This window comes from Aromatoleum sp. (assembly GCF_032027225.1).
GTDB lineage: Bacteria > Pseudomonadota > Gammaproteobacteria > Burkholderiales > Rhodocyclaceae > Aromatoleum.
Map to the genome: position 1 here is coordinate 286,706 of NZ_JAVSMM010000002.1, position 15,214 is coordinate 301,919.

The following is a 15,214-nucleotide window of genomic DNA, read 5'->3' on the forward strand; positions in this document are numbered from 1 at the left end:
GGCTATCCACGCAATCGCGCACCCAAAGAAGTTTCCGCATGACGCACGATCGCTTCGACGGCGGAATCGACTTCCGCGTCCTCGAGAGTGCGCTGAGTATCTTGCATCAACACTCTGAAGGCAAGGCTCTTTTTCTCCGGATCGATGCCTTTGCCATGATAGACATCGAAGAGTTCGATTCCCTTCACGATCGACGCGGCGACCTCGTTCATCACGTCGAGAACACGCGCCACCGGGACGGTCTGCTCGACGACCAGCGCGATGTCGCGCGTGACGGCGGGCAGCTTCGAAATTTCGCGATACGCGGGCAGCTCGGCCGCGAGCGCGGCGTCGAGCTCGGCCTCGAACACGGCCGGCGCGCTCCCGAGTTCGTACCGCTGCACCCACACCGGATGAATCTCGCCGACGACGCCGATGCGACGCTCGCCCGTCAGCACCGTTGCGGCGCGCCCGGGATGGAGCGCGGGGTGCGAGACGGGCTCGAAGCGCAGCGCACGCGGCGCGAACAATGCCTCGAGATCGCCCTTGACGTCGAAAAAATCGATCGACCGCGACGCGCTGCCCCACTGTTCCGGTAGCGCAAGCCCGGCGGCGAGCGCGGCGATCCGCAGCGGCTGATGAAAACCGGCAACCGGCTCGCCGTCCGCCTTGCGCTCGAAGCAGCGGCCGATTTCGAATACGCGCACGCGTGCCTGCTGGCGCTTGCGGTTCGCGACGAGGTTCGCCGCGAGACCGGGAATCAGGCTCGAGCGCATCACGCTCATCTGGCTCGCGATCGGATTCGCGAGGCGGATCGGCGTCTCGTTCGCGCAGAAGTCGCGTTCCCACGCCTCCTCGACGAACGCGTAGTTCACGACTTCCTGATAGCCGCGCCCGGCGAGCCGACGCCGCACGTCCCAAGGGGTGCGGCTCGACTCCGAACGGTCGAGCATCGCGAGCGCCCCTTGCGGTGCGATTGCGGGAATCGCGTCGTAGCCGTGCAGTCGTGCGATCTCCTCGATCAGGTCCTCCTCGATCTCGATGTCGAAACGGAACGACGGCGGCTCGACGAGCAGCACGTCGCCGTCGCGCCGCACCGTGAGGTGGACACTTTCGAGCAACCGCACGATCGCTTCGTCATCGAGATCGATGCCGAGGAGACGTCGCGCGCGCGCCGGACGCAGGCGCACCGGGTTGCGGAGCGGCAGATGCTCCGGCGCCACCGCTTCCTCCACCGGGCCGGCGGCGCCGCCGCAGATCTCGAGGATCAGCTTCGTCGCGCGTTCGATCGCCGGCGACGCGAGCGCGAAGTCGACGCCACGCTCGAAGCGGTGCGAAGCGTCGGACACGAAGCCGTAGCTGCGCGCACGCCCTGCGATCGCGGCGGGCGCAAAGAACGCGCTCTCGAGGAAAAGATCGACGGTGTCGAGCGTGATGCCGCTTTCCTCGCCGCCCATGATGCCCGCCAGCGCGAGCGCGCGCGCCTCGTCCGCGATCAGCAGCGTATCTGCGGCGGGGGTCACGGTCTGCTCGTTGAGTAGCAGCACCTCTTCGCCCTCGCGCGGATAACGCACGTGAATCGCGCCGCTCAGCTTCGCGTTGTCGAAAGCGTGCAGCGGCTGTCCGAGTTCGAGCATCACGTAGTTCGTGACGTCGACGAGCGCGCTGACCGAGCGCAGCCCGCTGCGCTGCAGCCGCTGCTTCATCCAGTCCGGCGTCGGAGCCTTCGCGTCGACTCCGCGCACAATCCGGCCACAGTAGCGCGCACAGGCCTCCGGGGCGTCGAGCACGATTGAGCGCCGGTCGTCGATCGTCGGAGCGACCGCGTCGAGCGGCGGCATTACGAGCGGCTGCCCGGTCAACGCCGCAACTTCGCGTGCGACGCCGGCCAGACTGAGGCAATCGGAACGGTTGGGCGTGAGCTTGATCGTGAACAGGGTGTCGTCGAGAGCGAAAAACTCGCGCACGTCCTGGCCGATCGGCGCATCGGGCGGCAGTTCGAGCAGGCCGCCGTGATCGTCCGAGAGCCCGAGCTCGCGCGCCGAACACAGCATGCCGAACGACTCGACGCCGCGCAGTTTCGCAGCCTTGATCTCGAAGCCGGGCAAGCTCGCGCCGACGACCGCGCAGGGCACCTTCATGCCGGCGGCGGCGTTGGGTGCGCCACAGACGATCTGCAGCAGCTCGCCCTGTCCCGCATCGACCTTGCACAGCTTCAGCTTGTCGGCGTTCGGGTGCTTCTCGGCTTCGACGATCCGGGCGACGACGACGCCCGTGAACGCCGGCGCGGCCGGCACCGACTCTTCGACTTCGAGGCCGGCCATTGTCAGCAGATGGCCGAGCGCGTCGCTGTCGAGCGGAGGATTCACGAAACTCCGCAACCAGTGTTCCGAAAATTGCATGATTCGATTACCTGAATTGGCTCAAGAAGCGCAGGTCGCCTTCGAAGAAGAGACGCAGGTCGTTGACACCGTAGCGCAGCATCGTCAGCCGGTCGGGCCCCATGCCGAAGGCGAATCCGGTGTAACGCTCGGGATCGATCCCGCCGAAGCGCAGCACGTTGGGATGGACCATGCCGCAGCCGGCGATCTCGAGCCAGCGGCCTTCGAGCGCGCCGCTCATGAACGCGACGTCGATCTCCGCGCTCGGCTCGGTGAATGGGAAGAACGACGGGCGGAATCGGACCTTGAGATCGTCGGTCTCGAAGAACTTGCGCAGGAAGTCGGCGATCACGCCCTTCAGGTCCGCGAAGCTCACCGACTCGCCGACCCAGAGCCCTTCGACCTGATGGAACATCGGCGAATGCGTCGCATCGGAGTCGACGCGGTAGACGCGCCCCGGGATGATGACCCGGATTTCCGGCATCGAGGCGCGATCGCCGTAGCGCGCGACGTGATCGAGCATCGTACGGATCTGCACCGGACTCGTATGCGTGCGCAGCAGTACTTCGTCATGACCTTCGAGATAGAAGGTGTCGTGCATCGAACGCGCCGGGTGGTTTTCGGGCGTGTTGAGCGCGGTGAAATTGTGCCAGTCGGTTTCGATCTCGGGGCCGTCGGCGACGACGAAGCCGATCGAGCGGAACAGTGCCTCGATGCGTTCGAGCGTACGGCTGACCGGATGCAGACCGCCCTGTCCCTCGCCGCGCCCGGGCAAGGTGACGTCGAGCGCCTCGGCCGCCAGCTGGGCCTGCAACAGCGCCTCGCGCAAGGCCTCCCGGCGGGCTTCGAGAGCGGCCTCGATCGCGTCCTTCGCCTGGTTGATCTCGGCGCCGGCCACCCGCCGCTCCTCGGCGGCGAGCTTGCCGAGCCCCTTCAGGCGCTCGGTCAGCGCGCCGGTCTTGCCGAGATACCGGGCCTTCGCCTGTTCGAGCTGGACGCCGTCAGCGGCCGCAGCGAAGTCCGCCGAAGCCTGTTGAACGAGTTGATCGAGCTTATCCATTTGCGTGCCATTGAAAATTCAGAAAAAAAAAGGAGGCGAGGCCTCCTTTTTTCGCGCCGCGTTGGCTTACGCAGCGAGTTTGGCCCGGGCCTGATCGGCGAGCGCCGCAAACGCGGGCTTGTCGAACACCGCCAGATCGGCCAGCACCTTGCGATCGACTTCGATCGCGGCCTTCTTCAGGCCGTTCATGAAGGTGCTGTAGGTCAGACCGACTTCACGCGCGGCCGCGTTGATACGGGCGATCCACAGCGTGCGGAACTGGCGCTTGCGCTGGCGGCGGTCACGGTACGCGTACTGACCGGCCTTCATCACCGCCTGCTTGGCGATGCGATATACGTTCTTGCGGCGGCCGCGGTAACCCTTGGCCTGATCGAGAACCTTCTTGTGACGCGCGCGGGCGGTTACACCACGTTTGACTCTGGGCATGGCGGTCTCCTATCAGGCGTAAGGCAGCATTGCGCGGATCAGCTTCTCGTCGGCGGCGTGAACTTCGGTCATGCCGCGCAGCTGGCGCTTGCTCTTGGTCGTCTTCTTGGTAAGGATGTGGCGCTTGAACGCCTGGGACCGCTTGATCCCGCCACTCGAGCGGACTTTGAACCGCTTCGCGGCTCCGCTCTTCGTCTTCATCTTGGGCATTGCTAACTCCAGGTTTATGAATGCCGTCAGGTAGCGCCGCTGTGCGGCGCGTTTTGGACCTGACACCACTTGTTTTCCGCCGGACCTTGTCCCGCGGTTTTGCTCCCGCCCGAAAGCGGAAGCGAATTCCGTCGCTCGTTCAGCGATTCTTCTTCGGAGAGATCACCATGATCATCTGCCGCCCTTCCATCTTGGGCATCTGCTCGACTTGGCCGATTTCTTCCAGATCCGCCTTCACCCGCTCGAGCTGCCGCAGGCCGAACTCCTGGTGGGCCATCTCGCGCCCGCGAAAGCGCAAGGTCACCTTGCACTTGTCGCCCTCCTCGAGAAAACGCTTCAGATTCCGCAACTTGATCTGGTAGTCGTTCTCGTCGGTCGCGGGCCGGAGCTTGACCTCCTTGATCTGCACCTGCTTCTGCTTGAGCCGGGCCTCGTGGGCCTTCTTCTGCTCCTGGTACTTGAACTTGCCGAAGTCCATCACCCGGCAGACCGGGGGCTGCGCCATCGGCGCGATCTCGACCAGGTCCAGCCCGGCCTCCTCGGCCGCGTTCAGCGCCGCACTCAGCGACACGATACCGAGCGGCTCGCCGTCTTCGCCGATCAGACGGACTTCGGGCGCGCTGATCTCCTCATTGACGCGCTGCTTCTTTTCTTGAGCGATGGTTCGTTCTCCACGAAGGCCAAAAAATCAGATCGAGGCTGACCGCGCTTCGACTTCGCGCTGCCAACGCTCGATCAATGTATCGAGGGACATCTGGCCAAGGTCCTGGCCGCCCCGCACGCGCACGGCTACGAGGCCGGCTGCCTTTTCCTTCTCGCCGATGACGATCTGGTATGGCAGTTTGTGCACGCTATGTTCCCGAATTTTATAGTTAATCTTCTCATTACGCAAATCCGACTCGACCCGGAAACCCGCCTGCTTCAAGCGTTTTGTAACTTCGATGGCGTATTCCGCCTGCCCTTCCGAGATGTTCAGCACGACCGCCTGGACCGGCGCGAGCCACATCGGCAGCGCCCCGGCGTAGTGCTCGATCAGGATGCCGATGAAGCGCTCCAGCGAACCGAGGATCGCCCGGTGCAGCATCACCGGGTACTTCTTGGTGTTGTCGTCGGCGACATACTCGGCATCGAGACGCACCGGCAGGTTGAAGTCGAGCTGCAGCGTCCCGCACTGCCAGACGCGGTTCAGGCAGTCCTTCAACGAGAACTCGATCTTCGGCCCGTAGAACGCGCCTTCGCCGGGCTGCAGGTCGTATGCGAGGCCCTGCGCCTCGAGTGCCGCGGCGAGCGCCGCCTCGGCCGCATCCCACTGCTCGTCGGTCCCGACGCGCTTGTCGGGGCGCGTCGACAGCTTGATCAGGATCTCGTTGAAACCGAAATCCGCATAAACCTTCTGCAACAGTTCGATGAACGCCGCCGACTCGGCCTGAACCTGGTCGTCGGCGCAGAAGATGTGCGCGTCATCCTGCACGAAGTTGCGCACGCGCATGATGCCGTGCAGCGATCCAGACGGCTCATTGCGATGGCACGATCCGAACTCCGCCATCCGCAGCGGCAGATCGCGGTAGCTCTTCAGCCCTTGGTTGAAGATCTGGATGTGGCACGGGCAGTTCATCGGCTTGACCGCAAAGTCGCGCTTCTCGGACTGCGTCGTGAACATCAGATCGGAATACATGCCCCAGTGGCCGGACTTCTCCCACAACGAGCGATCGACGATCTGCGGCGTCTTAACCTCCTGGTAGCCGTTGTCGCCGATCGTGCGGCGCATGTATTGCTCGACCTGCTGCCACAGCGTCCAGCCTTTCGCGTGCCAGAACACCATCCCGGGCGCCTCTTCCTGGATGTGGAAGAGATCGAGCAGGCGCCCGAGCTTGCGGTGGTCGCGCTTCTCGGCCTCCTCGAGCATGTGCAGATAGCTCTCGAGATCTTCCTTCTTCGCCCACGCGGTGCCGTAGATCCGCTGCAGCATCTCGTTCTTCGAGTCGCCGCGCCAGTACGCACCGGCAACCTTCGTCAGCTTGAAGACCTTGAGCCTGCCGGTCGACGGGACGTGCGGTCCGCGGCACAGGTCGATGAAATCGCCCTGGCGGTACAACGACACGTCCTCGGCCTGCGGGATCGACGCGATGATCTCGGCCTTGTAGTGCTCGCCCTGCGACTTGAAGAACTCGACCGCCTGGTCGCGCGGCCAGACCTCGCGGGCCACCGGGATCTCGCGCTTCGCGAGCTCCGCCATGCGCTTTTCGATCTTTTCGAGGTCTTCAGGCGTGAAGGGGCGCTTGTACGCAAAATCGTAGTAGAAGCCGTTTTCGATCACCGGACCGATCGTTACCTGCGCCTCGGGGAAGAGCTCCTTGACCGCATGCGCGAGCAGGTGGGCCGTCGAGTGCCGGATGACGTCGACGCCTTCCTCGTTCTTGTCGGTGACGATTGCGAGCGGCGCGTCGGTTTCGATGCGATGCGAGAGGTCGACGAGCCGCCCGTCCACTTTGCCGGCGAGCGCCGCCTTCGCGAGCCCGGCCCCGATCGACGCCGCCACCTCGGACACGGTGACCGGGTGGTCGAAGCTGCGGACGGAACCGTCGGGAAGCGTTATGTTCGGCATGGTGTCGAAGCCTCGGGCTAGTGTTTCAGCGAATTGTGGACGAAAAAAAAGTGCGGACGGGCCGCACTTTTTCCTGCAGGTACTACAGTGGAGCCCGATTTCAGTTTCCGGCTACGGCAGTAGTTCGGAACATCCCTCATCAAACTCCAAGTGTTGGTAGGCGCGATTGGACTCGAACCAACGACCCCCACCATGTCAAGGTGGTGCTCTAACCAGCTGAGCTACGCGCCTGCAAGAGCTGCGCATTATAGGTAGGCCGTTCGATCCACGCAAGCGCTTTTCGAATGTTTCTCACCCCCTGACGACAGAGAGGTGTCGACGCTGAGATTCCCGCTGCGGAGCGCTCGCTCCCCGCACAGCGCGAAGCCCGGCCGGCTGGCTCGCGCCCGCCGCCCCCCCAGCAGCGAACGCGGTTCCATTGCATCAAAGGCTCGGAGCCCGCGCGAGCGTGTCATGGTCGCGAGACGACTCCCGCGTCGCAGGAATCGATTTCCCCGCAACCCTGTCCAACAGTCATTCGGGCCGGAGGGCAATTCAATGGCAAGGGACGTTCGGAGCGGGCGACGGGTGCTGGCAAAAGTCGCTCTCGCGAGCACGCTGGCAATTGCGATCGCGGGTAGCGCCGCCGGGGCAGCACCAGCGGCAACGGCAACGGCAACGGCAATCTTCGCCGGCGGCTGCTTCTGGTGCATGGAGCCCCCGTTCGACAAGCTCGACGGAGTGATCTCGACGACGTCGGGTTACACCGGCGGGAATGTTGCGAATCCGACTTACGAAGCGGTGTCGTCCGGCCGTACGGGACATGCGGAGGCAGTGCGCGTCGAATACGACCCGAAAAAGATCGGTTACGACCGGCTGCTGGAAACCTTCTGGCACAACATCGACCCCACCGATGCCGGCGGCCAGTTCTGCGACCGCGGCAACCAGTACCGGGCCGAGATCTTCTACTCGAACGAGGAGCAGCGGGTCGCGGCGGAGCACTCGCGCACCGCGCTCGCGGCGAAGAAGCCGTTCCCGCAGCCGATCGTCACCGATATCGTCGCCGCCAGCACGTTCTACCCGGCCGAGGAATACCACCAAGACTATTACCTGAAGAATCCGCTGCGCTACAAGTTCTACCGTCACGGCTGCGGGCGCGACCGGCGGCTCGAATCCTTGTGGGGCACTGCCGCGGGCAATGGAGACAAGCAACGATGAAAAGGCGAATATTTCTGGCCGGCCTGCTCGGGACGGCGTCGCTCCCGCTGATACGGGCAACGTACTCCGCGAACACTGAGCCTTCGTCGGCGAAGATCGAGAAGATCCACCGCTCGGATGCCGAATGGCGCAAGGTGCTGACGCCGGAGCAGTTCGACGTCTTGCGCGACGACGGAACGGAGCGCGCCCGCAGCAGCCCATTGAACGACGAGAAGCGCGCTGGGGAATATCGATGTGCCGGTTGCGATCTCGCGCTCTTCACGTCAGACATGAAGTACGAGAGCGGCACCGGCTGGCCGAGCTTCTACACGTCGATCCCCGGGCACCTCGAAACGAAGCGCGACTTCAAGCTGATCCTGCCGCGGACGGAATATCACTGCGCGCGCTGCGGCGGGCACCAGGGGCATATCTTCGACGACGGCCCGCCGCCGACCGGCAAGCGCTGGTGCAACAATGGCGTCGCGCTGAAATTCGTGCCCGCGGCCGGCTGAGCGCCCGGGACTGCCGGCGGAGGTCTCGTCCCGTGCGCTGCGCCGGCCTGCCGCATCAGTGGCTCGTGCCTTCCTCGCGGGTGATCTTGTTCCACACGTTGTACTTGCCGACCGGCTTCTTCATCGGGAGGCGCTTGACCTCTTCGAGCGTCTGCGCGTCGTAGACGATCACCGCGCCATCCATCTCCCACAGGCTCGCCAGCGCATAGCGTCCGTCGCGCGTGAACTCGATGTGCGCGAGCGTCTTGCCGGGGTCCGTCTTGAGCTCTCGGACGATTTCGAGCGTCTGCTTATCGATGACCTGGAGCACATTCTTCGCCTCGCGGCTCATCATCGAGTCGACGAAGGCGTAGCGGCTGTTCTCGTGGCTGCGCAGGAAGAAGCCGGGGCCGCGCGTCGGGATGCGCTTTACGACGCTCCAGTCCTGCATGTCGATGACCGTGACCTCGGCGGCCTTCAGATTCGTGCTCGCCATCACGCGGCGCCCCTGCCAGTCCCATGTGATCCCCGAACCGAGGTGCGGCATGCCGTCGAGCGGCAGATCGGCGATCTTGCGGCGCACGTCGAGATTCACGACCTGCCCGACGCCGTCGCGTGACGCGCCGAGCACCGTCGAGTAGTCCTGCGTGAAGAAGAAGTCGTCGAGCACTTCCGCGAGCTCGGTCCGTCGCGGGTTCAGGTAGCCACGAACAAACGCGCCCTCGCGGTACTGGTAGTCGTGGATATAGCCGGTGGGGATTTCCTCGGCGGTCGGATCGTAGCTGATCTCCCACACTTCGGGCACGTCCTTCAGCGCGGCGACGAAGGAGTTGCGCGGCGTCGCCTCATAGACCGCGGAAACACGCGACGAAATCTTGCCTTCACGATCGGTGACGGCGATCGATTTCAGCAGGTTCAGGTCGCCGTCGAGCAGCACGAGCGTGTGCGGCAGGTAGTTCGCGACCGCGACGTGCTTGCCGTCGGGAGACACGGCAACGTTGCGCGTGTTGATGCCGGCGCGTACCTCGGCGACGACTTTCAGGTTCCACAGGTCGTACTTCGTGACCCAGCCGTCGCGCGAGCCGAAGAACACGTAGCGTCCGTCCTGCGTGAACTTCGGACCACCGTGCAGCGCGTGACGCGACGGGAAACGGTGGATCGGTTCGAGGCGGTCGCCGTCGAGCACCGACACGTGGTGGTCGCCGCCCTCGACGACGACGAAGAGGTTCATCGGATCGGCGTCGAACACCGGCTTCGCCGAGAGGGTCGCGGGGTCGACGTGTTGGATGCGCGACGCGCGGATGTCGGCCTCACTCCATTTGGGCGCCGGCACGACCGGCGAATAGATCCACGCGCCGAGCGCGGCGATCTCGTCCGCCTTCAGGACACTGCCGAAGGCCGGCATCTGCGTCGCCGTGCGTCCGCCGCGGATCACGTCGAGCGCTTCATCCTTCCTCAGGCGCGCGAGGTTCTCCGGCAGCAGCGCCGGACCGCTGCCGCCGAGTCGGTCTGCGCCGTGGCACGACGCGCAATGCTGCTGATACTGACCGGCAGGTCCAGGCGTATCGTCCGCACGCGCAGACGCGTAGCCGACAGCCGCTGCGACGACGAGCACCGCTGCGGCGACGGCGCGATACGGCACACGGGCGGCCAGCGTGCGTTGGGAATTGCGGGAGTTCATCGTCGATCCTTCGAAGGTCAGGCGCTGCGGCGGCGCGGGAAAGGCGTGGTCACGACCCGCTCACTGCCGTAGTCGGTCGGCACGACGCCGATTTCCTCGTCGTCGAGGTAACAGGCCGGATCCTCGACCCACGGATCACCGGTGATCTGCTGCGCCCGCACGCGCGAACTGCCATTGCAGATCGCGAGGAACTTGCACTCGCCGCAACGTCCGACGAGCTCGCGGGGATGTCGCTTCAGCCCCGCCATCAGCGGATCCGAGACGTCGGTCCAGATTTCGGAAAACGGCCGCTCGCGCACGTTCCCGAGCGGCACGTGCCACCACATCGTGTCCGGATGGACGACGCCGAGATTGTCGATGTTCGCGACATTGACGCCGCTCGCGTTGCCGCCCCACTGCAGCAGCTTTGCGCGGATGTGCTCGGCGCGGTCGGGGAAGCGGCGGGCGACCCAGTGATACATATAAACGCCGTCGGCATCGTTGTTGCCGGTGACGAATTCCTTCTCGATGCCGCGCCGATGCAGATCCAGGCAGGTGTCGAACAAGAGATCCATCGCCGCGCGCGTCGTTTGGTGGCGCGCGTCGTCGCCGCGGTACTTGTTGCCGCGGCCGGCGTAATTGAGGTGCGAAAAATAGAACTTGTCGATGCCATTGTCCTCGACCAGGCGCAGCAGCGCCGGCAGATCCTGTGCGTTGTCCTCCGTCATCGTGTAGCGCACGCCGACCTTGATGCCACGCTCCGCGCACAGCGCGATGCCGCGCATCGAGGCGTCGAACGCGCCGTCGAGGCGGCGGAACTTATCGTGTGTCGCGCCTATGCCGTCGAGGCTCACGCCGACGTAATCGAAGCCGGTTTCGGCGATCGCGTCGATGTTCGATTCATCGATCAGCGTGCCGTTGCTCGACAGGCCGACGTAGAACCCCATCGCCTTCGCGCGGCGGCCGATTTCGAAGATATCGGGGCGCAGCAGCGGCTCGCCGCCCGACAGGATCAGCACCGGCACATGGAAGGCCTTGAGGTCGTCCATGACGCGAAACACCTCGCCGGTCGACAGCTCGCCGGGGAAGTCCTTGTCGGCAGAGATCGAATAGCAATGCTTGCAAGTGAGATTGCAGCGGCGGATCAGATTCCAGATTACGACCGGGCCCGGCGGGTTGCGGCGTGGAAGCGCCGGTGTCGGGTGGTCAAGTTCGCGGATGAAGCTCGAGATGCGGAACATGGGGGTCTCCTAGATGCGGTGATTACACCGGAGACGCGGCGCCGGCAAAATGATGCGGGTCAAGCCCCGGGAGCGAGGACGATGGCATGGGCGCCGGCGCGATCGGGATGCGCGGCCTCAGTCCTCGACGACGACGACTCCAGTCATCTCGGGGTGCGGTCCGCAGTGGTACTCGAAACGTCCTGCAGCAGGGAACGCACGCGTCCATTTCTCGTCCGGGAACAGGCGTTCCGACTCCTCGCCAGTCACGTTGAACAGCACCGAATGGCTCGTGCGTTTTTCGCGATTGACCCAGGTTACCGTGTCGCCGGCACGTATCCGCAGCTCGGGCGGCGCGAACTTGTACTCCGCCACGCTCACCTCGTAATCCGCGGCCATCGCGGTGCCGCCCGTCAGCAGCGCGGCGGCGATCAGGATCGGCAAGGGCATCATCGGAACCTCCGTCAAGGGTGCGCTCAAAAAAAACAGCCGTCTCCCGCGCGCGGGGAGACGGCTGGCTGGCGGTGCGAAAAGCTTACTGCTTCGCGGCGGTGATGTCGGCCTTCGCGTCGATGCCGAGATGGTGACCGAGCGACACGTGGTGGAAGCGGCCGACCGCGCTGTCGTCGTGGATCGCGAAACCGAAGTTGTAGGTCTTGCCGGTTTCGAGCTTGACGTCGCCTTCGCCGCCGCCGGCGAGCTTACGCGTGAAGACGACCGTCCAAGTGTTGCCGTCGAGCTTGCCGTCGGCACTGACGAGGCCCTTGCCGCCTTCCATCACGCGCTTGTCGGCGACATAGCCGTCGTAGCCCTTTTTCTCACCGCTGCGCCACTGGACGAGGTCGTAGAAACGGCCCTCGGCGAGCGAACCGCCCTTCACGTACTTCGTCTTGGTGTCGGCCGCGCCCGGCATCGTGCGCGAGTCGCTGTGACAACTCGCCCAGCAGCCCGCGAGGTCGGCGAGTTCGACCTTTCCGCCGGACTCGAGCATGTACGCGATCTTGACCGGGTTCTTGTCGTCCATCTTCGCGGCGCCGGACGCCTTCGGCTGGGTCCACGAGAAGCGCAGGTACAGGTTCTCGCCATCGTGCGCGGCCTGCACCTTGACCGGGATCGCGGGCGCCTTGCCCGCGATCGGGTTCGGCTCGATCTTCTTGCCGGTCACCATCTTCGCGCCCATGTCGGACGCTTCTTCGTCGTGACAATCGGCACAGCGCTCGCCCTTCTTCAACGCGCGCGCCCCGCCGTGCTCGGTCCCCTTCGTGATCCACTCGATCGGCGACACGCCGGGATAGAGCAGCGTTATCTCCTTCGCCGGAATCTTGCTCCAGTCTGCCGGCGCCGCCGCGAGCGCGCTGCCCGCGCCCATTGCCAGGAGAGTGCCGACTGCACTCGCGATCAAGTTTTTTCTCATGTTCGCTTCCTCTCAGTGAATGCTCGAATTTCGGGGCTGCCGTGGCTCAACCTTCGTCTTCCTCGGTCATGCCTTCCGGCTTCTGGTGCGCGATGCCCTTGTGGCAGTCGATGCACGTCATGTTGTCGTCGCGTGCCATCTCGTGCTGCTTGCGCGCACGCTGTTTCTGCGTCTCGGTATTCATGCTCTCGAGGCTGTGGCAGTTGCGGCACTCGCGCGAATCCGACGCCTTCATCCGCTTCCACTCGTTCCTCGCGAGCTGCAGCCGCTTCGCTTCGAACTTCTCGCGCGTGTCGATGGTGCCGGTCAGCTTGCCCCAGACCTCCTTCGACGCCTGGACCTTGCGGATCATCTTGTGCGTCCAGTCCTTCGGCACGTGGCAGTCGGGACAGGTCGCCCGCACGCCGGTGCGGTTCGTGTAGTGGATGGTTTTTTTGTACTCCTGATAGACGTTGGTCTCCATCTCGTGGCACGAGATGCAGAACTTCTCGGTGTTGGTCGCCTCGAGCGCGGTGTTGAAGCCGCCCCAGAAAACCACGCCCAAGACCACACCCACCACGAGCAAGCCGCCGAGTGAATACTTCATGCTCGGTCGGCGCAAGGAGGCCCACAGCCCGCCCCGGTCTTGTTGCTTGTTGTCGCTGCTGTTGTCTGTCATTGCATTCTTCCTCGGCCATCCCCCGCCGCGGCGGGGGATGGTTCAGCAGGAGATCGGCAGCGCGATCAATAGACGTCCTGCATCGTGTTGAACACGTTGAACTTGCCGGTCGGCGTGACGATCGACGGGTCGGTGATGACCTTCTTCAGCTTGAGGGTCTTGTCGTCATAGACGACGATCGCCGACTGGTCCGTCTTGCCGCCCCACAGCGAGATCCACACCTCGTCGCCCGCCTGGTTGTACTCGGGGTGCGTCGCGCGGCGGATCGCCTTGCTTTCCGGCAGGCCCGAGTCCTTCGCGACGTCGAGGCGCTTCGGCTCCTTCGACAGATCGCCCATGTCATACACATAGACCGACTCGGCGACCTCACGCTCCGGGTTCATCGGCGCATCGGCCCACAGGTGCTTCGACTTCGGGTGCGTCTTCACGAACAGGTTGCCCGCGCCCGGCATCTTCAGCTCCTGCACGACCTTCCAGTTCTTGTCCTTGTACTTGGCGTACTTGGCTTCGTCCGAGGCGGTCGAGATCACCGAAATCACGTCGGCGCCGAGGTGGCCGGTCGTCCACACCGGACCGAACTGCGGATGCACGAAGTTCGCGCCGCGACCCGGGTGCGGGATCTTCGCGGTGTCGATCAGCGCCGCGAGCTTGCCAGTCTTGGTGTCAACCGCCGCGACCTTGTTCGACGCGTTCGCCGCGACCATGAAGTAGCGCTTCGACGCATCCCAGCCACCGTCGTGCAGGAACTTCGCGGACTCGATCGTCGTCGTCTTCAGGTTCTTGATGTCGGTATAGTCGACCAGCATGATCTGCCCGGTCTCCTTCACGTTCACCACCCACTCCGGCTTGATGTGCGACGCGACGATCGACGCGACGCGCGGCTCCGGGTGGTACTCGCCGTCGACCGTCTGGCCGCGCGTCGACACGACCTTGATCGGCTCCAGCGTCTCGCCGTCCATGATCGAGTACTGGGGCGGCCAGTACGTGCCACCGATGAGGTACTTGTCCTCGAAGCCCTTGAACTTCGACGTGTCGACCGAGCGCGCGTCCGAGCCGAGGCGCACCGTCGCGACCGTCTTCGGCTCCTCGTACCACATGTCGATGATCGTCGTCAGGCCGTCACGGCCGACGGTATAGACGTAGCGACCCGACGCCGACAGCCTCGAGATATGCACCGCGTAGCCGGTGTCGAGCACCTTCCAGATCTTGTGCGTGTCGCCGTCGATCAGCGCGAGCTTGCCGGCGTCGCGCAGCGTCACCGCGAAGACGTTCTTAAGATTGATCTTGTTCATCTGCTTCTTCGGACGCTCGGCAACCGGAACGAGGAGCTTCCAGCTGTTCTTCATGTCCTGAAGCGAGAACTCGGGCGGCACATCCGGGGTGTTCTGGATGTAGCGCGCCATCATGTTGATCTCTTCCTTCGTCAGGATGTCGTCGTAGTTCACCATCCCGCCTTCGGTACCGTAGGCGATGATCTTCTCGAGACGTTCCGTGCCGAGCTTGAGCGTGCCGCCTTCGGTCTTCGTGCCGTCGGCCGCGGTCTTCGCCCAATGCGGCTCAAGGTTCTTGCCCGTCGCCCCCTTGCGCAGCACGCCGTGGCAGCCCGCACAGCGCTCGAAGTAGATCTGCTTGGCTTTCTCCTTCTCGTCCGGAGTCAGCTGCGGCGCCGACTGCGCCCAAACCGCCCCGACGGCCATCGGGAGGACCGCCATGGCCAGCGCCTTTCCCATCCAACTATTATTTTGCACTTCCTTCTCCTTGTGCGATGCGGGATGTCCTACTTACCGGAGCGGATATTGACTCCTCTGAAACCGGTAATCTTTGATGTGCCTTAAATTTCCACAGACGATGTGTGGGTAAATGCTGAAGCCCTAATCGTTGCGATAGGAAATGTCATGTAGGTAGGAGGCCGTCGCATCGATAATTCGGGCGAA

The 15,214-nt window shown here is 64.2% G+C and carries 14 protein-coding genes and 1 tRNA gene; 2 read left to right on the forward strand and 13 right to left on the reverse strand.

What is annotated here, in order from left to right; translation table 11 throughout:
• Positions 1-2: 2 nt before the first annotated feature.
• The 7 genes from pheT to ROZ37_RS04560 all read right to left on the reverse strand — a co-directional run bounded on the left by pheT (position 3) and on the right by ROZ37_RS04560 (position 6,892).
• On the reverse strand, positions 3-2,381 hold the full coding sequence (gene pheT, locus ROZ37_RS04530) for a phenylalanine--tRNA ligase subunit beta (protein WP_312657847.1): 2,379 nt from the start codon (positions 2,379-2,381) through the stop codon (positions 3-5).
• A gap of 7 nt (positions 2,382-2,388) precedes the next feature.
• Positions 2,389-3,420 (reverse strand): phenylalanine--tRNA ligase subunit alpha, encoded by a 1,032-nt coding sequence (pheS, locus tag ROZ37_RS04535; protein WP_312657848.1) that lies wholly within the window; start codon positions 3,418-3,420, stop codon positions 2,389-2,391.
• A 66-nt stretch (positions 3,421-3,486) separates the two neighbouring features.
• A complete protein-coding gene (gene rplT / locus ROZ37_RS04540) occupies positions 3,487-3,846 on the reverse strand; it encodes a 50S ribosomal protein L20 (RefSeq protein WP_312657849.1) in 360 nt (119 codons plus the stop codon).
• 12 nt (positions 3,847-3,858) lie between these two features.
• Positions 3,859-4,056: a 50S ribosomal protein L35 gene (gene rpmI, locus ROZ37_RS04545; RefSeq protein ID WP_076602261.1), complete on the reverse strand. Its 198-nt coding sequence runs from the start codon at positions 4,054-4,056 to the stop codon at positions 3,859-3,861.
• 139 nt (positions 4,057-4,195) lie between these two features.
• Positions 4,196-4,717 (reverse strand): translation initiation factor IF-3, encoded by a 522-nt coding sequence (infC, locus tag ROZ37_RS04550; RefSeq protein WP_312657927.1) that lies wholly within the window; start codon positions 4,715-4,717, stop codon positions 4,196-4,198.
• Positions 4,718-4,744: 27 nt separating this feature from the next.
• Positions 4,745-6,661 carry a threonine--tRNA ligase gene (gene thrS, locus ROZ37_RS04555; protein WP_312657853.1) on the reverse strand — a complete coding sequence of 639 codons (1,917 nt, stop codon included), beginning with the start codon at positions 6,659-6,661 and terminating at the stop codon, positions 4,745-4,747.
• A 154-nt stretch (positions 6,662-6,815) separates the two neighbouring features.
• Positions 6,816-6,892 (reverse strand) — tRNA-Val (locus tag ROZ37_RS04560).
• 306 nt (positions 6,893-7,198) lie between these two features.
• Between ROZ37_RS04560 and msrA the strand changes: the two genes are divergently transcribed.
• Positions 7,199-7,858: a peptide-methionine (S)-S-oxide reductase MsrA gene (msrA, locus tag ROZ37_RS04565; RefSeq protein WP_312657854.1), complete on the forward strand. Its 660-nt coding sequence runs from the start codon at positions 7,199-7,201 to the stop codon at positions 7,856-7,858.
• Positions 7,855-8,349 (forward strand): peptide-methionine (R)-S-oxide reductase MsrB, encoded by a 495-nt coding sequence (msrB, locus tag ROZ37_RS04570; RefSeq protein WP_312657857.1) that lies wholly within the window; start codon positions 7,855-7,857, stop codon positions 8,347-8,349. The genes msrA and msrB overlap by 4 nt, the downstream gene beginning before the upstream one ends.
• A gap of 55 nt (positions 8,350-8,404) precedes the next feature.
• Here msrB and ROZ37_RS04575 read toward each other — a convergent pair whose 3' ends face one another.
• From ROZ37_RS04575 to ROZ37_RS04600, 6 genes are all read right to left on the reverse strand, one after another.
• Positions 8,405-10,009, reverse strand: coding sequence for a cytochrome D1 domain-containing protein (locus ROZ37_RS04575; RefSeq protein WP_312657859.1), 1,605 nt, complete (start codon positions 10,007-10,009; stop codon positions 8,405-8,407).
• A 17-nt stretch (positions 10,010-10,026) separates the two neighbouring features.
• Positions 10,027-11,229, reverse strand: a complete 1,203-nt coding sequence (gene nirJ, locus ROZ37_RS04580; RefSeq protein ID WP_312657861.1) for a heme d1 biosynthesis radical SAM protein NirJ — start codon at positions 11,227-11,229, stop codon at positions 10,027-10,029.
• 117 nt (positions 11,230-11,346) lie between these two features.
• Positions 11,347-11,661: a plastocyanin/azurin family copper-binding protein gene (locus ROZ37_RS04585; RefSeq protein WP_312657863.1), complete on the reverse strand. Its 315-nt coding sequence runs from the start codon at positions 11,659-11,661 to the stop codon at positions 11,347-11,349.
• An 82-nt stretch (positions 11,662-11,743) separates the two neighbouring features.
• The gene (locus ROZ37_RS04590) at positions 11,744-12,622 is read right to left on the reverse strand and encodes an ethylbenzene dehydrogenase-related protein (protein WP_312657865.1); all 879 of its coding nucleotides are present in this window, start codon (positions 12,620-12,622) and stop codon (positions 11,744-11,746) included.
• A 46-nt stretch (positions 12,623-12,668) separates the two neighbouring features.
• The gene (locus ROZ37_RS04595) at positions 12,669-13,280 is read right to left on the reverse strand and encodes a NapC/NirT family cytochrome c (RefSeq protein ID WP_312657867.1); all 612 of its coding nucleotides are present in this window, start codon (positions 13,278-13,280) and stop codon (positions 12,669-12,671) included.
• 65 nt (positions 13,281-13,345) lie between these two features.
• Positions 13,346-15,028: a nitrite reductase gene (locus ROZ37_RS04600; protein WP_312657870.1), complete on the reverse strand. Its 1,683-nt coding sequence runs from the start codon at positions 15,026-15,028 to the stop codon at positions 13,346-13,348.
• Positions 15,029-15,214 lie beyond the last annotated feature (186 nt).

Coding starts and splice junctions, on each gene's coding strand:
- pheT (WP_312657847.1), bottom strand. CDS start 2,381: ATGCAATTTTCGGAACACTGGTTGCGGAGTTTCGTGAATCCTCCGCTC.
- pheS (WP_312657848.1), bottom strand. CDS start 3,420: ATGGATAAGCTCGATCAACTCGTTCAACAGGCTTCGGCGGACTTCGCT.
- rplT (WP_312657849.1), bottom strand. CDS start 3,846: ATGCCCAGAGTCAAACGTGGTGTAACCGCCCGCGCGCGTCACAAGAAG.
- rpmI (WP_076602261.1), bottom strand. CDS start 4,056: ATGCCCAAGATGAAGACGAAGAGCGGAGCCGCGAAGCGGTTCAAAGTC.
- thrS (WP_312657853.1), bottom strand. CDS start 6,661: ATGCCGAACATAACGCTTCCCGACGGTTCCGTCCGCAGCTTCGACCAC.
- msrA (WP_312657854.1), top strand. CDS start 7,199: ATGGCAAGGGACGTTCGGAGCGGGCGACGGGTGCTGGCAAAAGTCGCT.
- msrB (WP_312657857.1), top strand. CDS start 7,855: ATGAAAAGGCGAATATTTCTGGCCGGCCTGCTCGGGACGGCGTCGCTC.
- ROZ37_RS04575 (WP_312657859.1), bottom strand. CDS start 10,009: ATGAACTCCCGCAATTCCCAACGCACGCTGGCCGCCCGTGTGCCGTAT.
- nirJ (WP_312657861.1), bottom strand. CDS start 11,229: ATGTTCCGCATCTCGAGCTTCATCCGCGAACTTGACCACCCGACACCG.
- ROZ37_RS04585 (WP_312657863.1), bottom strand. CDS start 11,661: ATGATGCCCTTGCCGATCCTGATCGCCGCCGCGCTGCTGACGGGCGGC.
- ROZ37_RS04590 (WP_312657865.1), bottom strand. CDS start 12,622: ATGAGAAAAAACTTGATCGCGAGTGCAGTCGGCACTCTCCTGGCAATG.
- ROZ37_RS04595 (WP_312657867.1), bottom strand. CDS start 13,280: ATGACAGACAACAGCAGCGACAACAAGCAACAAGACCGGGGCGGGCTG.